The sequence below is a fragment of the Plasticicumulans lactativorans genome, assembly GCF_004341245.1.
In the GTDB taxonomy this organism is placed as follows: Bacteria; Pseudomonadota; Gammaproteobacteria; order Competibacterales; family Competibacteraceae; genus Plasticicumulans_A; species Plasticicumulans_A lactativorans.
The window spans coordinates 35,811-54,873 of record NZ_SLWY01000016.1; the positions used below are offsets into that span (position 1 = coordinate 35,811).

Here is a 19,063-nt window from a genome sequence, read left to right on the forward strand (position 1 = left end):
GCCGCGCCGTAACAGTCCTTTACACTATGTGAAATGCCACAGGCCCGACTTCTGGCCGGAGCCTCTTTCTATAATGCCCTGAAGTGTCTTCAGGAGAAGCGCATGGATTCCGATTCCCGGCCCGCCTTGGCGATGCCGGAACTCATGTCGCATGACGATGACGGTGCCGAGTCGGCCGAACTGGCGGGCGAGCTCGATCAGCACTGGGCGCGCGTGCACGCCCGCGAGTTCGCGCTCGCCGAGCTGAAGGACTTCTGCTGCTTCACGACGGCGCTGCTCGACCTGTGCCGGCAGGGCAGTGCCGCAGCGGCCGCCGACCACGTCGCCGAGGTCGACCGCGTGTTGCGCGAGATCATCCAGGGCGCACGCGTGCCCGACGACGCGGTGCGCGCGCAGCTCGAAACCCTGATCGCCGGGGTGCGCGAGGCCTTCGCCACGGCCGCGGGCGGGGTGGCGCCGGCACCGCCGCCCGAGCGTAGCGCTGCCCGGCGCGCGGCGCCGCCGGTCGGCCGGGTGGCCGAGGCGCTGCGGCGCATCCACGTCATCGACACCGATCCGGCACAGAGCAAGTTCCTGGCCCTGCAGCTCGCCGGGCACGGCTTCGACACCGAGTCCTTCTCCGACTGGGCCGCGCTCGCGCAGGCGGTCGCGGTGGCGCCGCCGGCGGCGCTGGTGGCCGATCTCGATTCCGTTTCCGGCACGTTCACCGGTGCCGATCGTTTCGCCGAACTGCGCCGCAGCGGGCAGGCGCCGTTCCCGGTGGTGTTCCTGTCGGCGAGCCAGGAGGGCAAGGCGAAGCTGATCGCGCTGCGCGCCGGCGGCGCGGCGTACTTCGTCAAGCCGGTGAGCGTCGCCGACCTCGCCGCGCGCCTGCTCGAACTGCTCGATGCCTCCGAGCCCGAGCCCTACCGCGTGCTGATGGTCGACGACGACAAGGTGTTCCTCGAGCTGCAGTCGAGCCGCCTGCGTGCTGCCGGCTTCGCGGTGCGCACGCTCGCCGACCCGATGGAGATCCTCGAAGCCGCGCAGGACTTCAACCCCGACGTGCTGATCGTCGACCTGTACATGCCGGAGGCCGACGGCAGCGAGGTCACCCGCCTGCTGCACGACGAGCGCGCGTTCATGAACCTGCCGATCATCCTGCTGTCGGGCGAGAGCGACCCGGAGGCCCAGGCGCGGGTGATCATGGCCGGGGCGGTCGACGTGATGGTCAAGCCGGCCGACCCTGCGCGCCTGCTCGAACGCGTACGCGCGCGCGCCGCGCAGTACCGGCGCCTGTCCACCCGCGTGCGCCGCACCGACCGCATCGATCCGGTCACCGGCATGCCGACCATCGCCCAGTTCACCGAGGCGCTGGAGGCGCGGCTCGCGCACCCGGACGATGCCGGCGGCGTGCTGAGCGCGCTGCTCTACGTGATCCTCGACGGCTACCTCGACTGGCGCCGGCGCCTCGATGCGGGACAGCTCGACGAGCTGCGCCTGCGCATCGCGCGGGGCGTCGCCGGCCACCTGCGGGCGCACGACATCGTCGGCTGGGACAATGCCGGGCGCCTGGTGATCGGCACGCACCAGCCCGACCTGGCGCAGCTGCAGGCGTTCGCGCGGGTGCTGGTGAGCGCGGTGGCGGGGCTCGACGTCACCGACCTCGGCGACGGTCCGGCGATCACCGCGAGCATCGGCGTATGCCGGGCCGACGTCGGCCCGGTGCACGGCCTGATCGGCGACGCCGCGCAGCTCGCCTCGGCGCAGCAGCGCGAGGGCGGCAACGGCGTGCGCCTGCAGCCGCAGCTGCTGGCGGCGCAGTCCTCGAACGCCGACGAGCAGCGGCGCTGGGTGCAGACCATCAACGACGCGGTGAAGGAGGGGCGGCTGTTCCTGGTGTTCCAGCCGATCAGCAACCTCGTCGCCGAACGTTGCCAGCTGTTCGAGGTACTGCTGCGCATGCGCGACCCGGGCGGGCAGACGCTGCTGCCCGGCCAGTTCATGCCGATCGCGGCGCGCCTCGGCCTCGACCGCCTGCTCGACCGCTGGGTGGTCAGCCGGGCCCTGCGCGGGCTCGATGCGCGCCAGCGCGACAACCCCGACACGGGCTTCTTCATCAAGCTGTCGGCGACCTCGGTGGCCGACCCGGCGTTTCCCGACTGGCTGCAGCAGATGCTCGCCAAGGTCGAGGTGCGCGCCGAAAGCTGCGTGTTCCAGATCACCGAGAGCACCCTGCTGGCGCAGCCGCGACGCGCGCGCGCGCTGCTGGAGGCGGTGCACGAGCGCCGGCAGCTCGGCGGCCTCGAACACTTCGGCGGTCGCCCGGAGGCCATGAGCCTGCTCGACGAGCTGCCGGTGGACTACGTCAAGCTGGATCGCTCGCTCACCCAGGGGCTGGGCGCCGACCCCGAACGCCAGGCGCGGGTGCGCGACGTCGCGCGGCAGATGCAGCAGCGCGGGATCAAGCTGATCGCGTCCTTCATCGAGGACGCCCAGTCGCTCGGCCTGCTCTGGCAGGCGGAGATCGACCTCGTCCAGGGCAACTTCGTGCAGCAGCCCGACGAGTTCATCCACTACGACCTGTCGCTGTGACGCCGCGGGCGTCGCCCGCCCGGCGGTTCAGGATGTGGCGAGGCCGGCGAGCAGGTCGTCGAGCGTGGCGTCGAGCAGGGCGAGGTCGGATTCGCGCGCCAGGCGATGGTCGCCGTCCTTGATCAGCGTGAGGCGCACGTCGGCATCGCCAAGGCGTTCGAGCAGCCGCAGGCTGGTCTGCCAGGGCACGTCGGCGTCGGCCATGCCGTGCAGCAGCCGCACCGGGATGCCGAGCGTCAGCGGTGCGCGCAGCAGCAGGTGCCGGCGCCCTTCCGCGAGCAGCGTGCGGGTGATGCGGTACGGTCCGTCGTCATAGGCGGACGGCCGCTCGATCACGCCTTCCGCCAGCAGGCGCGCGCGCTCGGCGTCGCTGAGCCCGGCCTGGATCAGGTCCTCGACGAAATCGGGCGCGGCGGCGATGCCGACCAGGCCGACGATGCGCGCGGCGCGCGCGCGCGCCGCCAGCAGCGCCAGCCAGCCGCCCATCGACGACCCCACGAGGACCTGCGGCCCCGTCGTCAGCGCATCGATGACGGCGACCGCGTCGGCCGCCCAGCGGCCGATGGTGCCGTCCTCGAAGCGCCCGCTCGAGGCGCCGTGCCCGCGGTAGTCGAAGCGCAGGAACGCCCGGCCGGCGGCGCGGCAGCGGGCTTCCAGGTGGCACGCCTTGGTGCCGCCCATGTCGGAGTGGAAGCCGCCGAGAAACACCACGCCCGGCGCGCGACCGGGGCTGCGGTGGTAGGCGAGCCACTGGTCATCGGCCAGCGGCAGGCGATCCGGGGTTTCCACGGACTCAGGTGCCGGTGAGGTCGGCGAGCAGCTGCGCCTGCCGCTCCGGCTGCGCCGTGCGCAGGATGCGGTCAACCTGCTCGGCCAGCCGGGCCGCATCGGCGTCGAGCACCATGCGCTTGACCTCCAGCACGCTGTTGGGGTGCATGCTGAAGTGCGCGAGGCCGAGCCCGAGCAGCAGGCGCGTGTAGCGCGGATCGCCGGCCATCTCGCCGCACAGCGTGACCGGGATGCCGGCCTTGCGCCCGGCGCGGATCACCATGCTGATCAGCTGCAGCACGGCGGGGTGCAGGGGGTCGTAGAGGTAGTTGACCTCGTCGTCGATGCGGTCGATCGCCAGCGAGTACTGGATCAGGTCGTTGGTGCCGATCGAGAAGAAGTCGAGCTGGCGCGCGAACTGGCCGGCGCACACCGCGGCGGCCGGGACCTCGATCATGCCGCCGACCGGCAGGTGTTCGTCGAAGGCCTGGCCGCGCGCGCGCAGCTCGCGCTTGGTCTCGTCCACCAGGCGCAGCACCTGGGCCACCTCGTGCGTGGTGGAGAGCATCGGGATCATCATCCGCACCTGGCCGAAGTGCGAGGCGCGCAGGATCGCCCGCAGTTGCGGGCGGAACAGGTCCTGGTCCTTCAGGCACAGCCGGATGCCGCGCAGGCCCAGCGCCGGGTTGGTCGCCACCGGCCCGCGGCGACCGCCGTCGACCTGCTTGTCGGCGCCGAGGTCGGCGGTGCGGATGGTGATCGGTCGCTCGCCGAGGGTGTTGATGACGTGCAGGTAGGAGGCGAGGTGCTCCTCTTCATCAGGCACGTCGGGGCGGTTCATGAACAGGAACTCGGTGCGGTACAGCCCGACGCCGTCGACGGCGACTTCCTTGGCCGCCGGGGCGTCCTCGGGGAGTTCGATGTTCGCGTGCAGGCCGATGCTGACGGCGTCGCGCGTCACCGCGGACTGGCGCTTGAGCTTGACGAGTTCGTGGCGGCTGCGCTGCTCGTCCTTCTGCCGCCGGCGGTAGTGGGCGAGGACACCGTCGTCGAGTTCGGCGAGCACCACGCCGAACTGGCCGTCGACGATGATCGGCTCGTCCTCGGCGAGCAGGCGGCGCGCGTGGCGCACGCCGACCACCGCCGGAATGCCGAGGTTGCGCGCGAGGATCGCGGTGTGCGACAGCGGGCCGCCGTACTCGGTGACGAAGGCGGCGACACCCTGGTGCTGCATCACCAGGGTGTCGGCCGGGGTCAGGTCGTCGGCGACGATCACCCGTCCTTCGAGCCGGCTCGCCATCATGTCGACGTTGGGCTCGTCGGCGAGCAGGATGCCCTGGACGCGGCGTACCACGTGGTCGACGTCGTCCTTGCGCGCGCGCAGGTAGGGGTCGTCCATTTCCTCGAACACCTGGACGACGAGGTCGCGCTGCAGCTTCAGCGCCCACTCGGCGTTGCAGCCCTGCAGCTGGATGGTGCGGATCGGGGCGTCGACCAGGGTGGGGTCGTCGAGCATCAGCAGGTGCGCGTCGATGAACGACGTGACCTCGGCCGGGACGCCGTGTGCGACGCGTTCGCGGATGTCGCGCAACTGCTGGCGTGCCTGCGCGAGTGCGGCCTCGAAGCGCGTGACTTCGTCGTCGATGAGCTTCGGCGGGATCGCGTACTCGGTCACCTCGGGCTGGTTGCGCACCAAATGGTAGGTGTTGCCGATCGCGCAACCGCGGGAGACGCCGATGCCATGCAGGCACGCTGGCATGGGGTCAGGTGTCCTCGCCGAAGCGCTGCGCCACCAGTTCCTCGAGCCGGTCGAGGGCGGTCTCGGCGTCGGGACCTTCGGCGCACAACTGCAACTGCGAGCCCTTGGCCGCGGCGAGCATCATCACGCCCATGATGCTCTTGCCGTTGACCACGCGTTCGCCCTTCTTGATCTGGATGCGTGCGGCGAAGCTCGCTGCGAGGGTGACGAACTTGGCCGCGGCCCGGGCGTGCAGCCCCAGCTTGTTGATGATGGTGACTTCACGGGTAAGCAACGCTGCAGCCTCTAGTCGGAATGGTCGGGTGTTTCGGCCTCGTGGCCGAACATGAAGATGTTCTCCCGGCCGCCACTGACGGCCTTCTGGGCCAGTTCGATCAGGCTGAGCTGACAGTAGTTCAGCGCGCGGATCATCATCGGCAGGTTGACGCCGGCGACCACGATCGTCTGGGGGGTGCCGAGCAGGCGGCTGGCGATGTTGCTCGGCGTCGAGCCGAAGACGTCGGTGAGGACCAGCACGCCGTCGCCGCTGTCGACTTCCGCGCGCTTGCGGCTGGCCTCGGCGAACATCGCGTCGGGGTCGCAGGAGTCGCTCACGCGCACCACCGCCGCGTTCAGCGGGCAGTGCGCGAAGGTCGTGGTGGCGGTGCCGAGCAGCTCGTCGCCGAGCCGGTTGTGGGTGATCAACAGTAAACCGACGCTCATGACAACAGCTCGCTCATGGCAACTAAGGTGTTCACGGCAACTCCCGGTGGCGCGTGGCGACGTGACGCCGGCCGTCGCGGAAGTGGCGGGTGAGCCGCTCGACGAGGTACACCGAGCGGTGCTGGCCGCCGGTGCAGCCGACGGCCACCGTCAGATAGCTGCGGTTGCCGGCCTCGAAGGCCGGGATCCAGGTTTCGAGGAAGCGCACCAGGTCGTTCAGCAGGCGCTCGACTGCGGCGTGCGCTTCGAGATAGGCGATCACGGCGGCGTCGCGGCCGGTGAGCTGGCGCAGCTCGGTCTGCCAGTGCGGGTTCGGCAGATGGCGCACGTCGAACACGAAGTCGGCGTCGTCCGGCAGCCCGTGCTTGAAGCCGAAGGATTCGAACATCAGCGACATGCCGCCGCTGGCGTCGCCGTGCAGGCGCACCCGCACCAGCTCGCGCAACTCGTGGACGTTGGTGTGGCTGGTGTCGATCACCGTATCGGCGAGCGCGGCGATCGGTTCGAGCAGCGCGCGTTCGCGGTGGATGGCCTCGAGCAGCGGCATGCCGCTGTCGGCGCTCAGCGGGTGGCGGCGGCGGGTGTCGCTGAAGCGCTTGATCAGGGTGTCGTCATCGGCCAGCAGGAAGACGATCTCGATGTCGACGCCGTCCGCCCGCAGCGCGTCGATCACTTCCGGGAAGTGCGCCAGCTCGTCGCGGAAGTTGCGCGAGTCGATGCCGACCGCGGCGGTGTGGAAGCCCGGATGGGTGCGTCCGTGGATTTCGGCGACGAAGGGGTTCAGCAGCGCGAGCGGCAGGTTGTCGACGCAGTAGTCGTTGAGATCCTCGAGCGTGGCGAGCGCCACGCTCTTGCCCGAGCCGGACAGGCCGCTGACGATGATCAACTTCATGACGGTCGGCCCGACATCTCGGCCTGCAGACGCTCCATCAGATCGTGATCGGCATTGTAGCCACCGAGGCGCAGGATGTGGTCGCGCACCGCGCACTCCACCAGCACCGCCAGGTTGCGCCCGGGGGCGATCGGCAGGGTGATCTCGGGGATCGGCACGTCGAGGATGTGGCGGTTCTTGCGCGCGCCGTGCAGGCGCACCTCGGGCGCCAGCGCGGCGTCCTCCAGGCGCACCAGGTGCACGATCAGGCGCAGGCGCTTGTTCCGCTTGATCGCGCTGTCGCCGAACATGCGCCGGACGTTGAGGATGCCGAGGCCGCGGACCTCGAGGAAATTGCGCAGCGAATCCGGGCAGGTGCCCTCGATGACCTGCGGCGCCACGCGGGTCAGGCGCGGCGCGTCGTCGGCGATCAGCCGGTGGCCGCGGCTGATGAGTTCGAGCGCGAGTTCGCTTTTGCCGGTGCTCGAGTCGCCGGTGAGCATCACGCCGAGGCCGTAGACCTCCAGGAACACCCCGTGCAGCAGCGTCGAGCTCGCGTCGAGGCTGTGCTGGTAGTCGCTCAGGCAGTCGAGGACTTCGCTCGGGCTGGTCGCGGTGTGCCACAGCGGCGCGTGGCAGCTGTCGGCACACGCCTGCAGGTCGTTCAGCAGCGGGGTGTCGCCGCAGACGATGGTCGCGCCGAGCTCGGCGGCGAGCATGCGACCGATCAGGGCCCGGCGGGCGATCGGCTCGACTTCGGCGAGGAAACCCAGCTCCTCGCTGCCGAGCACCTGTACGCGCGGCGGCGTGACGAGGTTCATCAGCCCGCCGAGCGAGCGCGGCGGGATGTATTCCCCGGCCTGGCACACCAGCCGCGAGGCGCCGTCGCGTCCGCCCACCCAGTACAGCTGCAGCGGCCCCTGCAGGGCCTGGAACATCTCATCGGCCCGCAGCGCGGTGATCATGACGTGGTGGCGCGGGAGACCGCCGACCAGGCGGCGAGGCGCTGGTAGAGCGTGGCGTCGTCGGCGGCTTCGCGCAGCGACTGGCAGAAGGCGCGGTCGCTGAACATCTCCGCGAGGTGGGCGAGGATCTTCAGGTGCTCGTCGGTGAAATGCTCGGGCACCAGCAGCGCGAAGACGAGATCGACCGGCTGCTGGTCGATGGCGTCGAAGTCGACGCCGCGCGCGAGTTTGACGAAGGCGCCGAGCGCCTGCTCGGCGCCGGGGATGCGGCCATGGGGCAGCGCCACCCCATGGCCGAGTCCGGTGCTGCCCAGCCGTTCCCGACCCACGAGGCTGTCGAAGATCTCGCGCGATCCGCAGCCCGAGCCTCCACTGGCGATCAGCTCGCTGACCAGGTCGAGCACGCGCTTCTTGCTCGCCACATCGGAACGGCAGACCACGCGCGCGGGGGCAATCAGGTCGGTGATGTTCATGGGCCTGCTCAGGTGAACGAGCGCACCTTGTCGCTGCGGTGATGGTCGGTCAGCTTTTCCTTGTACTTCTTGATCTGCCGGTCGAGTTTGTCGGCCAGCACGTCGATGGCGGCATACATGTCGGCCTCGGTGGCATAGGCGTGGATGTCGCCGCCCGCGACGTGCACGGTCGCCTCCGCCTTCTGATCGAGCTTCTCGATGCTGAGGATCACGTGCGCGCTGGTGACGTTGTCGTAGTGGCGCTCGATGCGCCCGATCTTGTCCTGCACGTAATCGCGCAGTGGCTGCGTGATCTCAACGTGATGCCCGGTGAGGTTCATTTGCATGATTCGCTCCTCGAAGGAAAGATGGCCGGGGTCGCCGGGGACGGCGGCTCGGCCGCTGTCGGGGTCGTGCGACCCCGAGGTGAAGCTCCGCGCCGCGCATCGGCAGGCTCAGCCGATGCGCTTGCGGTCGGTGGAAGAGGGAATGGCCATCGCTTCACGATATTTTGCCACCGTTCTGCGCGCCACCTGAATGCCCTCCCGATCGAGCATTTCCGCGAGCTTGCTGTCGCTCAGCGGCTTCTGCGGATTCTCGGCGGCGATCAGCTTCTTCAGCATCGCCTGGATCGCGATCGACGAGGCCTCGCCGCCGTCGTGCGTGGCCACGTGGCTCGAAAAGAAGTACTTGAACTCGAAGATGCCGCGCGGCGTGTGCATGTACTTCTGCGAGGTCACGCGCGAGATCGTCGATTCGTGCATTTCGACCGCCTCGGCGATGTCGCGCAGCACCAGCGGGCGCATGTGTTCGGGGCCGTGCTCGAAGAAACCGCGCTGGCGCTCGACGATGCAGCGCGCCACCTTGAGCAGGGTCTCGTGGCGGTTCTTCAGGCTCTTCAGGAACCAGCGCGCTTCCTGCAGGTGGTTCTTCAGGTAGGTGTTGTCGGCGCTGGAGTCGGCCCGCCGCACCAGGCGCGCGTACTCGCTGTTGATGCGCAGGCGCGGGGCGCAGTCGGGGTTGAGGTCCACGCGCCACTGGTCGCGGTGGCGGAACACGAACACGTCGGGGACGACGTAGGCCGCCTGGCTGTCGGAGAGCGCCGTCCCCGGGTGCGGGTTGAGGCTCTGGATCAGCGTGATCACCGCCTGCAACTGCTCGCGCGTCAGCCGCATGCGCCGCATCAGCGTGTTGAAGTCGCGCCCGGCGAGCAGGTCGAGGTGATGACGCACCAGTTCGCGCGCCTGCGCGAGCCAGGGCGTCGCCGGCGGCAGTGCGTCGAGCTGCAGCAGCAGGCACTCGGCGGCGTTGCGCGCACACACCCCGGGCGGATCGAAGCGCTGCAGGCGGTGCAGCACGATTTCGAGATCCTCGGGCTCGATCTGCGGGAATTCGTCCTTGAGGCCCCCGTAGATCTCCTCGAGCGGCGAGCCGAGGTAGCCCGATTCGTCGGTCGCATCGATGATCGCCGTGGCGATGATCTGGTCGGTCTCGCTGAACGGCGTCAGGCGCATCTGCCACAGCAGGTGGTCGCGCAGGCTTTCGCTGGCGCCGCCGTGGGTCTCGAAGGGGTCGCGGTCCTCGTCGCTGTCGCCCCGCGAGTAGGCGGTCGAACCGTCGTAGCCGTCGTAGTGATCGTCCCAGCTGGTGTCGGCCGGCAGTTCGTCGCGGCTGGCCTCGGCCGCGACGACGGGCTCGGCATCGGGCGTCGACGGCGCGGAGAACTCGAGGGCGGCCTCGGTGGCCGGCGCGGGCTCGTCGCCACCCTCGTCGGCGCGCTCGAGCATGAGGTTCGAATCGAGCACGGTCTGGATCTCGGCCTGCAGATCGAGGCTCGACAGTTGCAGCAGGCGGATCGCCTGTTGCAGCTGGGGCGTCATCGTCAGGTGCTGGCCGAGGCGGAGCTGGAGCGACTGTCTCATGGTGCCGAATCGGGAAACACGTCCGGTGGCGGGAGTACCTGTGTTGGTTATAGCACGGCGTATGCCAGAGCCGTTGCGTGGCGTCAGGGTTACAGCCGGAATCCTTCGCCGAGGTAGACCTCGCGCACGCGCTGGTTGGCCAGGATCTCCTGCGGCGAGCCCATGGCGATCACCTGGCCCTCGCTCATGATGCAGGCGCGGTCGCAGATGCCGAGCGTTTCGCGCACGTTGTGGTCGGTGATCAGCACGCCGATGCCACGGTCGCACAGGTGCTCGATGATGCGCTGGATGTCGCTGACCGACAGCGGGTCGACACCGGCGAAGGGCTCGTCGAGCAGCATGAAGCGCGGATCGGCGGCCAGGGCGCGGGCGATTTCCACGCGCCGGCGCTCGCCCCCCGACAGGCTGATGCCGAGGCTGTCGCGCAGGTGGCCGACGTGCAGTTCGTGCAGCAGCTCCTCGGCGCGTGCCACGCGTGCGCGCCGATCGAGGCCGCGGCGGGTTTCGAGGATCGCGAGCACGTTCTCCAGCACCGTCATGCGCCGGAACACCGAGGCTTCCTGCGGCAGATAGCCGATGCCGAGGCGCGCGCGCGCGTGCATCGGCAGGCGCGTGATCTCACGTTCGTCGAGGAACACGTGCCCGCCGTCGCAGCCGATCAGGCCGACGATCATGTAGAAACTCGTGGTCTTGCCGGCACCGTTCGGGCCGAGCAGGCCGACGACTTCGCCGCTGTCGACGTGCACGCTGGCGCCGTCGACGACGCTGCGGCCGCGGTAGGTCTTGACCAGATCCCGGGCTTCGAGGCGCGCCATCGGTCACTTCTTCGGCTGGGCGGGCGTGCCCGCCTGGGGTTTTGCGGGGGCCGCCGGGGCGGTGCCGCCCTCGGGGCGCGGCTGCAGGATGATCTGCACGCGCTCGTTCGGCTTGCCCTGGGCGCGGACGATGTCCTTGTTCACGTCGTACTCGATGCGGTCGCCGGTGAAGACGTCCTTGGCCTGGGTCACCTTCGCCTTGGTGGTCGCCACGACGACGCCGGTGGTGGCGCTGTAGTCGAGGCGCAGGGCCTCGCCGAACATCTCCTCCTTGTCGGCGGCGGGCTTCTGCTTGAACGTGGTGGGCTTGCCGAAGCTCTCCATGCGCTCGAACTCGCCGTTCTTGGTGTAGACGATCACCTTGTCGCCGGTGAGGCGCATCGTGCCCTGGGTGACCACGACGTTGCCCTCGTACACCGCGACGCCGGTGTTCTGGTTCAGCTCGGCGCGGTCGGCGACGAGGTTGACGGGCTGCTGGCGGTCCTCCGGCAGCGCGCGGGCGCTCGCCGCGGCGAACAGGCCGGCGCACAGCGCCAGGCCGGCGGCGGGCAGCGCAAGGCTAGCGTTTCGGGGGGTCATAGGTTCCTCGTACCTGCGAGAGCAGTTCGATGCGGTTCTCGTCGAGCCAGACGCGGAAGCCGACGGTGGTGGCCACGCCGCCGGGGCTGTCGATGCGCGCGAACTCCGCGCCCTCGCCGTAGCGGCGTTCCGGGATCAGGCGCACGTTGCGCGTCGTCAGCAGCAGCGGCATGGCGCCGGTCTCGGCCGGGCGCTCGGCGCGCACCGCCTCGCGCAGCTCGATCACCGAGTTGTCGGCCGCCACCCAGCCGGTGTCCGCGTGCACCTCCCACTCCGGGCGGCGATCGGTGAAGGTGTGCATCACCGGCTGGTCGATCAGGGTGCCCTGCTGGCCGGGGCGGCGTTCGAGGTGCGGGCCGGTGAGCGTGTACTGGATGTCGCCGGCGGCGTTCATCTGCCTGCCGCTGTAGTGGTCGGCGGTGAGCGTGGGCGTGGTGTCGTCCTCGGGCTCGACGTCTTCGAGGGTGTGGCGCAGGTCGCGCAGGAACCAGGCGCTGCCGGCCGCGAGCAGCAGCAGCGCGAGCAGCGCGAGGCCGCCGCCGCCGATGGCCTCGGCCACGCGCGCGAGGCGGCGGATCATGACAGGTGGCGCGCCCGCTCGGCGTCGAGCCGGCCCTGCGCGGCGAGGATGAACTCGGCGACCTCGCGCACCGCGCCGCGCCCGCCGGCGGTGCGCGTCTGCCAGTGCGCGTGGCGGGCGACGAAGGGGTCGGCGTCGGCGACCGCCACGGCGAAGCCGACGCGGGTCATCACCGGCAGGTCGATGACGTCGTCGCCGACGAAGGCGACGGCCTCGGCGGGCAGGTCCAGCCGGGCGCGCAGCTCCTCGAAGGCCTGGCCCTTGTCGTGCACGCCCTGCTGGACGTGGCTGACGCCGAGGTCGGCCATGCGCCGCGTCACCGAGACCGCCTGGCGCCCCGAGATGACCGCGGTCTCGATGCCCTGGTTCATCAGCATGCGGATGCCGTGGCCGTCGCGGACGTGGAAGGCCTTGGTCTCGTTGCCGTCGTTGCCGAAGTACAGGCGCCCGTCGGTGAGCACGCCGTCGACGTCGAAGATCACCAGCCGGATGCGGCTGGCGCGCAGCAGAAGGTCCTGCATGGGCGGGTTCCTTGCGGGAAGGGCACTAGAGCACGCCGGCGCGCAGCAGGTCGTGCATGTTCAGGGCGCCGGCCAGGCGGCCGTCGGCGTCGACCACGGGCAGGGCGTTGATCTTGTGGTGCTCCATCATCTCCAGCGCCTCGGCCGCGAGCATGCCGGTGCGGGCGGTGCGGCAGGGGCTGGTCATCACCTCGGCGAGCGTGGTGCTGCGCACGTCGAGCGCACGGTCCAGCGTGCGGCGCAGGTCGCCGTCGGTGAACACGCCGAGCACGCGCCCGTCGGCGTCGGCCGCGATCGCGAGGCCGAGCCCCTTGCGGCTCATCTCCACCAGCACCTGGCGCAGCGGCGCGTCGGGGCTCAGCTGCGGCAGGCGCTCGCCGGTGTGCATGACGTCGTCGATCAGCAGCAGCAGGCGGCGGCCGAGGCGCCCGCCGGGATGGGAGCGCGCGAAGTCCTCGGCGGTGAAGCCGCGCGCCTCCAGCAGCGCGATCGCGAGCGCATCGCCCATCGCCAGCGCGGCGGTGGTGCTCGCGGTGGGGGCGAGGCCGAGCGGGCAGGCCTCCTGCGCGACCGACACGTCGATGTGCACGGTGGCGGCGCGCGCGAGCGCCGACTGCGGGTTGCCGGTGAGGGCGATCAGCGGCACCCCGAGGCGCTTGATCAGCGGCAGGATGATCAGCAGTTCGTCGGTCTCGCCGGAGTTCGACAGCGCGACCACGGTGTCCTGCGCGGTGATCATGCCGAGGTCGCCGTGGCTCGCCTCGGCCGGGTGCACGAAGAACGCCGGGCTGCCGGTGCTCGCCAGCGTCGCGGCGATCTTGCTGCCGATGTGCCCCGACTTGCCCATGCCGGTGACGATGATGCGGCCGCGGGTCGCCAGCAGGTACTCGCAGGCGCGCCCGAAATCGGCGTCGACACGGGGAATCAGGCTTTCGAGCGCTGCGGCCTCGATGCGCAGCACGGCCTGGCCGAGGTGCTGGAATCTGTCGGTGCTCATGCGCGGTCCGGTGCGAAGGGCGGGGTCGGGGCATGATACACGCCCGCCCCGCGGTTTGACTCGCCGGGGGCTTGCACCGACACTACCGGCCCCGTGCCGTTGCCCAGACCGGGGGCGCCACCCGCTCCTTCCGGCCCGACCGTTTCCTCCGATGCCCGATTCCGCCTCCCCCCGTTTCGCCGAAGTGCTGGTCCGCGTGCGTGGACTGCGGTTCAGCCGCGGCACGCGGGTGATCTTCGACGGCATCGATCTCGACATCCCGCGCGGCCGGGTGACGGCGATCATGGGCCCCAGCGGCACCGGCAAGACCACGCTGCTGAAGCTGATCGGCGGCCAGCTGCGCCCGCAGGCGGGCAGCGTCGAGATCGGCGGCACGGCGATCCACGCGCTGTCGCGTTCCGAGCTGTTCGAGCTGCGCAAGGGCATCGGCATGCTGTTCCAGAGCGGCGCGCTGTTCACCGGCCTCAGCGTGTTCGAGAACGTCGCCTTCCCGCTGCGCGAGCACACCCGCCTGCCGGAGTCGCTGATCCGCACCCTGGTGCTGATGAAGCTCGAATCGGTGGGGCTGCGCGGCGCGCGCCAGCTGATGCCGAGCGAGCTGTCGGGCGGGATGGCGCGGCGGGTGGCGCTGGCGCGCGCGATCGCGCTCGATCCGGCGCTGATCATGTACGACGAGCCCTTCACCGGGCAGGACCCGATCTCGATGGGCGTGCTGGTCAAGCTGATCCGCCTGCTCAACGACGCGCTCGGCATGACCAGCATCGTGGTGTCGCACGACGTCAAGGAGGCGGCCTCGATCGCCGACTACCTGTACCTGATCTCCGGCGGTCAGGTCGTCGCCCACGGCACGCCGGCCGAACTCGAACGTGCCGACTCCGACTGGGTGGACCAGTTCATGCACGGCCTGCCCGACGGACCGGTGCCGTTCCATTACCCGGCGCCGGCCTACGCCGACGACCTGCTCGGTGGCGCAGGATGAACGCGCTCGCCGCTCTCGGCCGCTGGACGCTAGAGCACGTGGCGCGGCTCGGGCGCGGCAGCGCCTTTCTGCTGCCGCTGCTGGTCGGCGTCTGCGCGGTGCTGCTGCGCCCGCGGCTGGTGATCCGGCAGCTGTTCTCGGTGGGGGTGCTGTCGCTGCCGATCGTGCTGGTGTCGGGGCTGTTCGTCGGCATGGTGCTCGCGCTGCAGGGCTACAACACGCTGGTCGACTTCGGCGCCGCCGAGTCCCTCGGCACCGTGGTGGCGCTGACCCTGGTGCGCGAGCTCGGCCCGGTGGTGGCGGCGCTGCTCTACGCCGGGCGCGCCGGCTCGGCACTGACCGCCGAGATCGGCCTGATGAAGGCGACCGAGCAGCTGTCGAGCATGGAGATGATGGCGGTCGACCCGATCAGCCGCGTGATCGCGCCGCGCTTCCTGGCCGGCTTCCTGGCGCTGCCGCTGCTCGCCGCGATCTTCACCGCGGTCGGCATCCTCGGCGGGCATCTGGTCGGCGTCGGCATGCTCGGCGTCGACGACGGCGCCTACTGGTCGCAGATGCAGGCGAAGGTGCAGTTCGGCCGCGACATCCTCAACGGCGTCGTGGTGAAGAGCCTGGTGTTCGGGCTGGTCGCCAACTGGATCGCGGTATTCGAGGGCTACGATGCGGTGCCCACGGCCGAGGGCATCGGCCGTTCGACCACGCGCACCGTGGTCAACACCTCGCTCGCGGTGCTCGGGCTCGATTTCGTGCTGACCGCCCTGATGTTCGGAGGAGTCTGAATCATGCCCGCGTCCAAGACGGTCGAGATCGCCGTCGGAGTGTTCGTCGCCCTCGGCTTCGCCGCGCTGTTCATGCTGGCGCTGAAAGTGAGCGGCATCAGCCATGAGGGCGGCGAGGGTTACCGCGTGCGCGCGCATTTCGAGAACGTCGGCGGCCTCAAGGTGCGCTCGCCGGTGTCGATGGCCGGGGTGCGCATCGGCCGGGTCACCGCGATCAGCGTCGATCCGCAGCGCTTCGACGCACTGGTCGAGATGACCATCGAGCGTCGCTATGACAACCTGCCGGTCGACACCAGCGCCAAGATCCTCACCTCCGGCCTGCTCGGCGAGCAGTACGTGGGGCTCGAGGCCGGCGGCGCCGACGCCGTGCTGCAGGACGGCTCGACGCTCAAGCTCACGCAGTCGGCGCTGGTGCTCGAAAACATCATCGGCCAGTTCCTGTTCAGCAAGGCGGCCGAGGGCGGCGGCAGCGCCGCGCCCGCCAAACCCTGACGCGGCCCCGCGGGCCGCGGCGCAGACCATCGAGGAGTTCCATGTTCAAGCGAATGCTGGCTTTGCTGTTATGGACGGCGCTGTGCGGCTGGGCTGGCGCCGGCGCGCTGGCGCGTGCCGACGACGCGCCGCAGGCGGTGATCGAAACCACGGCCAACCGCATGCTCGAGGCCCTGAGGCGCGAGCAGGCGCGGCTCAGGCAGGACCCGCGGCTGATCTACGGCCTGGTCGAGCAGATCGCCGTGCCGCGCTTCGACTTCGAGGCGATCTCGCAGTGGGCGCTGGGGCGCAACTGGCGCGTCGCCACGCCCGAGCAGCAGCGCGCCTTTACCGAGCAGTTCCGCATGCTGCTGGTGCGTACCTACGGCAACGCGCTGCTGGAGTACAGCGACGAGGCGGTGCGCTTCCTGCCGACCTCCGCCCCCAACGCCGACGGCGACGTGCTGGTGCGCTCGGAGTTCCAGCCGAAGGCGGGGCCGGCGGTGCCGATCAACTACAGCCTGCACCAGAAGGCCGGGCGCTGGCTGGTCTACGACGTGACCGTGGACGGCGTCAGCCTGGTCAGCAGCTACCGCAGCACCTTCGCCAACCAGGTGCGCGACGGCGGCGTCGACAAGGTGATCGGCTCGCTCGCCGACCTGAACGCGCGCGGCTCGACCACGCGCGGGGCGGCGCAGTGAGCGAGGCGCCGCCGCGCCTCGACGTGCTCGGACCGGACCGCTACGGCCTGCGCGGCGGACTCTGTCGCCAGCACGTCGCGGCGCTGTTCGACGCCGGGCGCGGGGCGGTCGGCAGCGGCGCGCGGATCGAGATCGACGTCGCCGGCGTGAGCCGCGCCGACAGCGCCGGCATGGCGCTGCTGGTCGAATGGCTGCGCGTGGCGCGGCAGGCGGGGGGCGACATCCGCTACACGGGGATGTCCCAGGCGATGCTCGCGCTGCTCAGGGTGGCCGACCTCGACGACGTGCTCGACGTCGTCCCCGCACCCGCCGCGGACTGAGCCGGCGCCGTGCGCTCCCCCAGGCCGGGGCGTTTCGGCTATGCTCAGCGCCCTCGCGGTTCGTCCACGCTGCGCCGTCGGCGCGCCGGCAGCGCGATCCCCCGTTCCTTCCCCAGGTGTCCGCGGACCCGTCCCATGCAAGCATCCGATATCCAGCGTTTGATCGAGACCGCCATGCCCGACGCCGAGGTGATCGTGCGCGGCGATGACGGCGTGCATTTCGAGGCGGTGGTGGTCAGCCCCGCGTTCGCCGGCAAGACCCCGGTCGCGCAGCACAAGATGGTCTACGCGGCGCTCGGCGACCGTCTGCAGCGCGAGGAGGTCCACGCGCTCGGCCTGAAGACCTACACCCCTGAAGCCTGGGCTGCCCGCCAGGCCTGATCCCGTCCTCCGAGCCAGCGCATGAGCAAACTCATCATCACCGGCGGCGAGCCGCTGCAAGGCGAACTGCGGGCATCGGGCGCGAAGAACGCCGTGCTGCCGATCCTCGCCGCGACCCTGCTCGCCGACTCGCCGGTCACCATCGGCAACGTCCCGCACCTGCAGGACGTGACCACCACCATGGAACTGCTCGGCCGCATGGGCGTGCAGCTCGTCGTCGACGAGCGCATGAACATCGAGGTCGACCCGCGCACCATCGACAGCTTCACCGCGCCCTACGAGCTGGTGCGGCAGATGCGCGCCTCGATCCTCGTGCTCGGGCCGCTGCTCGCGCGCTTCGGCCGCGCCGAGGTGAGCCTGCCGGGCGGCTGCGCGATCGGCTCGCGGCCGGTGAACCTGCACATCAAGGGCCTCGCCGCGATGGGCGCCGACATCCGCGTCGAGGAGGGCTACATCCGCGCCCGCTGCGACCGCCTGCGCGGGGCGCGCATCGTCCTCGACCTGGTCACCGTCACCGGCACCGAGAACCTGATGATGGCCGCGGCGCTGGCGCGTGGCACCACGGTGATCGAGAACGCCGCGCGCGAACCGGAGGTGGTCGACCTCGCCGAGTGCCTCAACGCGATGGGCGCGCAGGTCTCCGGCGCGGGCACCGACACCCTGGTGATCGACGGCGTCGACAGCCTGCGCGGGGCGCACTACCGCGTGCTGCCCGACCGCATCGAGACCGGCACCTACCTCGCCGCCGCCGCCATCACCGGTGGCTGCGTGCGCGTCAAGGACACCCGCCCGGACACCCTCGAGGCGGTGCTGGTGAAGTTCGAGGAGGGCGGCGCGGTGATCGACACCGGCCCCGACTGGATCGAACTCGACATGCAGGGGCGGCGCGGCAAGGCCGTGCACATCCGCACCGCCCCGTACCCGGCCTTCCCGACCGACATGCAGGCGCAGTTCTGCGCGCTGAACGCGGTCGCCGAGGGGGTCGGCACGATCACCGAGACGGTGTTCGAGAACCGCTTCATGCACGTCAACGAACTGCTGCGCATGGGCGCGCAGTTCCAGCTCGAAGGCAACACGGTGATCTCGACCGGCGTCGGCCAGCTGTCGGCGGCGCCGATCATGGCGACCGACCTGCGCGCCTCGGCGAGCCTGGTGCTGGCGGCGCTGGTGGCCCAGGGCGATACCGTGGTCGACCGCGTCTACCACATCGACCGCGGCTACGACTGCATCGAGGAAAAGCTCGGCAGCCTCGGCGCGCTCATCCGCCGCGTACCCTGAGCGCCACCCGGCCATGACCGCCCTGACCATCGCGCTCTCGAAGGGGCGCATCTTCCGCGAGACCCTGCCGCTGCTGGCCGCGGCGGGCATCACGCCCGCCGAGGACCCGGAGACCAGCCGCAAGCTGATCCTCGACACCAACCTGGCCGAGGTGAAGCTCGTCATCGTGCGCGCCACCGACGTGCCGACCTACGTGCAGTACGGCGCGGCCGATCTCGGCGTGGCCGGCAAGGACGTGCTGATGGAGCACGGCGGCGACGGGCTCTACGAGCCGCTCGACCTGCGCATCGCGCGCTGCCGGCTGATGGTGGCCGGCGACCCCGACGCGCCGCCGCCGCGCGGGCGGCTGCGCGTCGCCACCAAGTACGTCAACGCCGCGCGCCGGCACTACGCCGCGCAGGGCCGCCAGGTCGAGATCATCAAGCTCTACGGTTCGATGGAGCTGGCGCCGCTGGTCGGCCTCGCCGACTGCATCGTCGACGTCGTCGACACCGGCAACACCCTGCGCGCGAACGGCCTCGCCCCGCTGGAGCACATCGCCGACATCAGTTCGCGGCTGATCGTCAACCGCGCGGCGATGAAGATGAAGCACGCGCGCGTCAAGGAACTGATCGAACGCATGGCGACGGCGGTGGCCGCCTGAGCCCCC

At 70.6% G+C, this 19,063-nt stretch carries 23 protein-coding genes; 9 read left to right on the forward strand and 14 right to left on the reverse strand.

The window, feature by feature from the left end; translation table 11 throughout:
- Window positions 1-102 precede the first annotated feature (102 nt).
- Window positions 103-2,574, forward strand: a complete 2,472-nt coding sequence (locus EV699_RS14730) for a GGDEF/EAL domain-containing response regulator (protein WP_165904161.1) — start codon at window positions 103-105, stop codon at window positions 2,572-2,574.
- A 27-nt stretch (window positions 2,575-2,601) separates the two neighbouring features.
- Here EV699_RS14730 and EV699_RS14735 read toward each other — a convergent pair whose 3' ends face one another.
- The 14 genes from EV699_RS14735 to EV699_RS14800 form a co-directional block, all read right to left on the reverse strand.
- A complete protein-coding gene (locus tag EV699_RS14735; protein ID WP_243662689.1) occupies window positions 2,602-3,363 on the reverse strand; it encodes an alpha/beta fold hydrolase in 762 nt (253 codons plus the stop codon).
- 4 nt (window positions 3,364-3,367) lie between these two features.
- Entirely contained in the window at window positions 3,368-5,101 is a 1,734-nt protein-coding gene (gene ptsP / locus EV699_RS14740; protein WP_132544113.1) for a phosphoenolpyruvate--protein phosphotransferase, read from the reverse strand.
- Between the two features lie 4 nt (window positions 5,102-5,105).
- Complete coding sequence (locus EV699_RS14745) at window positions 5,106-5,375, reverse strand: HPr family phosphocarrier protein (protein ID WP_132544115.1); 270 nt, start codon at window positions 5,373-5,375, stop codon at window positions 5,106-5,108.
- A gap of 11 nt (window positions 5,376-5,386) precedes the next feature.
- Entirely contained in the window at window positions 5,387-5,803 is a 417-nt protein-coding gene (locus EV699_RS14750) for a PTS sugar transporter subunit IIA (protein ID WP_132544117.1), read from the reverse strand.
- 31 nt (window positions 5,804-5,834) lie between these two features.
- Window positions 5,835-6,695 carry an RNase adapter RapZ gene (rapZ, locus tag EV699_RS14755; protein ID WP_132544119.1) on the reverse strand — a complete coding sequence of 287 codons (861 nt, stop codon included), beginning with the start codon at window positions 6,693-6,695 and terminating at the stop codon, window positions 5,835-5,837.
- Window positions 6,692-7,639 (reverse strand): HPr(Ser) kinase/phosphatase, encoded by a 948-nt coding sequence (hprK, locus tag EV699_RS14760; RefSeq protein WP_132544121.1) that lies wholly within the window; start codon window positions 7,637-7,639, stop codon window positions 6,692-6,694. Before hprK ends, rapZ begins: the two co-directional genes overlap by 4 nt.
- Window positions 7,636-8,112 (reverse strand): PTS sugar transporter subunit IIA, encoded by a 477-nt coding sequence (locus tag EV699_RS14765; RefSeq protein ID WP_132544124.1) that lies wholly within the window; start codon window positions 8,110-8,112, stop codon window positions 7,636-7,638. Before EV699_RS14765 ends, hprK begins: the two co-directional genes overlap by 4 nt.
- An 8-nt stretch (window positions 8,113-8,120) precedes the next feature.
- On the reverse strand, window positions 8,121-8,438 hold the full coding sequence (gene hpf / locus EV699_RS14770) for a ribosome hibernation-promoting factor, HPF/YfiA family (RefSeq protein ID WP_132544126.1): 318 nt from the start codon (window positions 8,436-8,438) through the stop codon (window positions 8,121-8,123).
- Window positions 8,439-8,546: 108 nt separating this feature from the next.
- Complete coding sequence (locus EV699_RS14775) at window positions 8,547-10,013, reverse strand: RNA polymerase factor sigma-54 (RefSeq protein WP_132544128.1); 1,467 nt, start codon at window positions 10,011-10,013, stop codon at window positions 8,547-8,549.
- 89 nt (window positions 10,014-10,102) lie between these two features.
- On the reverse strand, window positions 10,103-10,828 hold the full coding sequence (lptB, locus tag EV699_RS14780) for an LPS export ABC transporter ATP-binding protein (protein ID WP_132544130.1): 726 nt from the start codon (window positions 10,826-10,828) through the stop codon (window positions 10,103-10,105).
- 3 nt (window positions 10,829-10,831) lie between these two features.
- Complete coding sequence (gene lptA, locus EV699_RS14785) at window positions 10,832-11,407, reverse strand: lipopolysaccharide transport periplasmic protein LptA (protein WP_132544132.1); 576 nt, start codon at window positions 11,405-11,407, stop codon at window positions 10,832-10,834.
- A complete protein-coding gene (gene lptC, locus EV699_RS14790) occupies window positions 11,388-11,987 on the reverse strand; it encodes an LPS export ABC transporter periplasmic protein LptC (protein ID WP_132544134.1) in 600 nt (199 codons plus the stop codon). The genes lptA and lptC overlap by 20 nt, the downstream gene beginning before the upstream one ends.
- Window positions 11,984-12,508, reverse strand: a complete 525-nt coding sequence (kdsC, locus tag EV699_RS14795) for a 3-deoxy-manno-octulosonate-8-phosphatase KdsC (protein WP_132544136.1) — start codon at window positions 12,506-12,508, stop codon at window positions 11,984-11,986. The genes lptC and kdsC overlap by 4 nt, the downstream gene beginning before the upstream one ends.
- Window positions 12,509-12,533: 25 nt before the next feature.
- Window positions 12,534-13,505: a KpsF/GutQ family sugar-phosphate isomerase gene (locus EV699_RS14800; RefSeq protein WP_132544138.1), complete on the reverse strand. Its 972-nt coding sequence runs from the start codon at window positions 13,503-13,505 to the stop codon at window positions 12,534-12,536.
- A 151-nt stretch (window positions 13,506-13,656) separates the two neighbouring features.
- Here EV699_RS14800 and EV699_RS14805 point away from each other — a divergent pair, with 151 nt between their 5' ends.
- From EV699_RS14805 to hisG, 8 genes are all read left to right on the forward strand, one after another.
- Complete coding sequence (locus tag EV699_RS14805; RefSeq protein WP_132544140.1) at window positions 13,657-14,484, forward strand: ABC transporter ATP-binding protein; 828 nt, start codon at window positions 13,657-13,659, stop codon at window positions 14,482-14,484.
- Window positions 14,481-15,263 carry a lipid asymmetry maintenance ABC transporter permease subunit MlaE gene (gene mlaE / locus EV699_RS14810; protein WP_132544142.1) on the forward strand — a complete coding sequence of 261 codons (783 nt, stop codon included), beginning with the start codon at window positions 14,481-14,483 and terminating at the stop codon, window positions 15,261-15,263. Before EV699_RS14805 ends, mlaE begins: the two co-directional genes overlap by 4 nt.
- A 3-nt stretch (window positions 15,264-15,266) precedes the next feature.
- Entirely contained in the window at window positions 15,267-15,755 is a 489-nt protein-coding gene (gene mlaD, locus EV699_RS14815) for an outer membrane lipid asymmetry maintenance protein MlaD (RefSeq protein ID WP_132544144.1), read from the forward strand.
- 41 nt (window positions 15,756-15,796) lie between these two features.
- A complete protein-coding gene (locus EV699_RS14820) occupies window positions 15,797-16,435 on the forward strand; it encodes an MlaC/ttg2D family ABC transporter substrate-binding protein (RefSeq protein WP_132544146.1) in 639 nt (212 codons plus the stop codon).
- Window positions 16,432-16,755 carry an STAS domain-containing protein gene (locus EV699_RS19985; protein ID WP_165904162.1) on the forward strand — a complete coding sequence of 108 codons (324 nt, stop codon included), beginning with the start codon at window positions 16,432-16,434 and terminating at the stop codon, window positions 16,753-16,755. Before EV699_RS14820 ends, EV699_RS19985 begins: the two co-directional genes overlap by 4 nt.
- A gap of 135 nt (window positions 16,756-16,890) precedes the next feature.
- A complete protein-coding gene (locus tag EV699_RS14830) occupies window positions 16,891-17,136 on the forward strand; it encodes a BolA family protein (protein WP_132544150.1) in 246 nt (81 codons plus the stop codon).
- Window positions 17,137-17,157: 21 nt separating this feature from the next.
- Entirely contained in the window at window positions 17,158-18,414 is a 1,257-nt protein-coding gene (gene murA / locus EV699_RS14835) for a UDP-N-acetylglucosamine 1-carboxyvinyltransferase (protein WP_132544153.1), read from the forward strand.
- Between the two features lie 13 nt (window positions 18,415-18,427).
- The gene (gene hisG / locus EV699_RS14840) at window positions 18,428-19,057 is read left to right on the forward strand and encodes an ATP phosphoribosyltransferase (protein ID WP_132544155.1); all 630 of its coding nucleotides are present in this window, start codon (window positions 18,428-18,430) and stop codon (window positions 19,055-19,057) included.
- Window positions 19,058-19,063 lie beyond the last annotated feature (6 nt).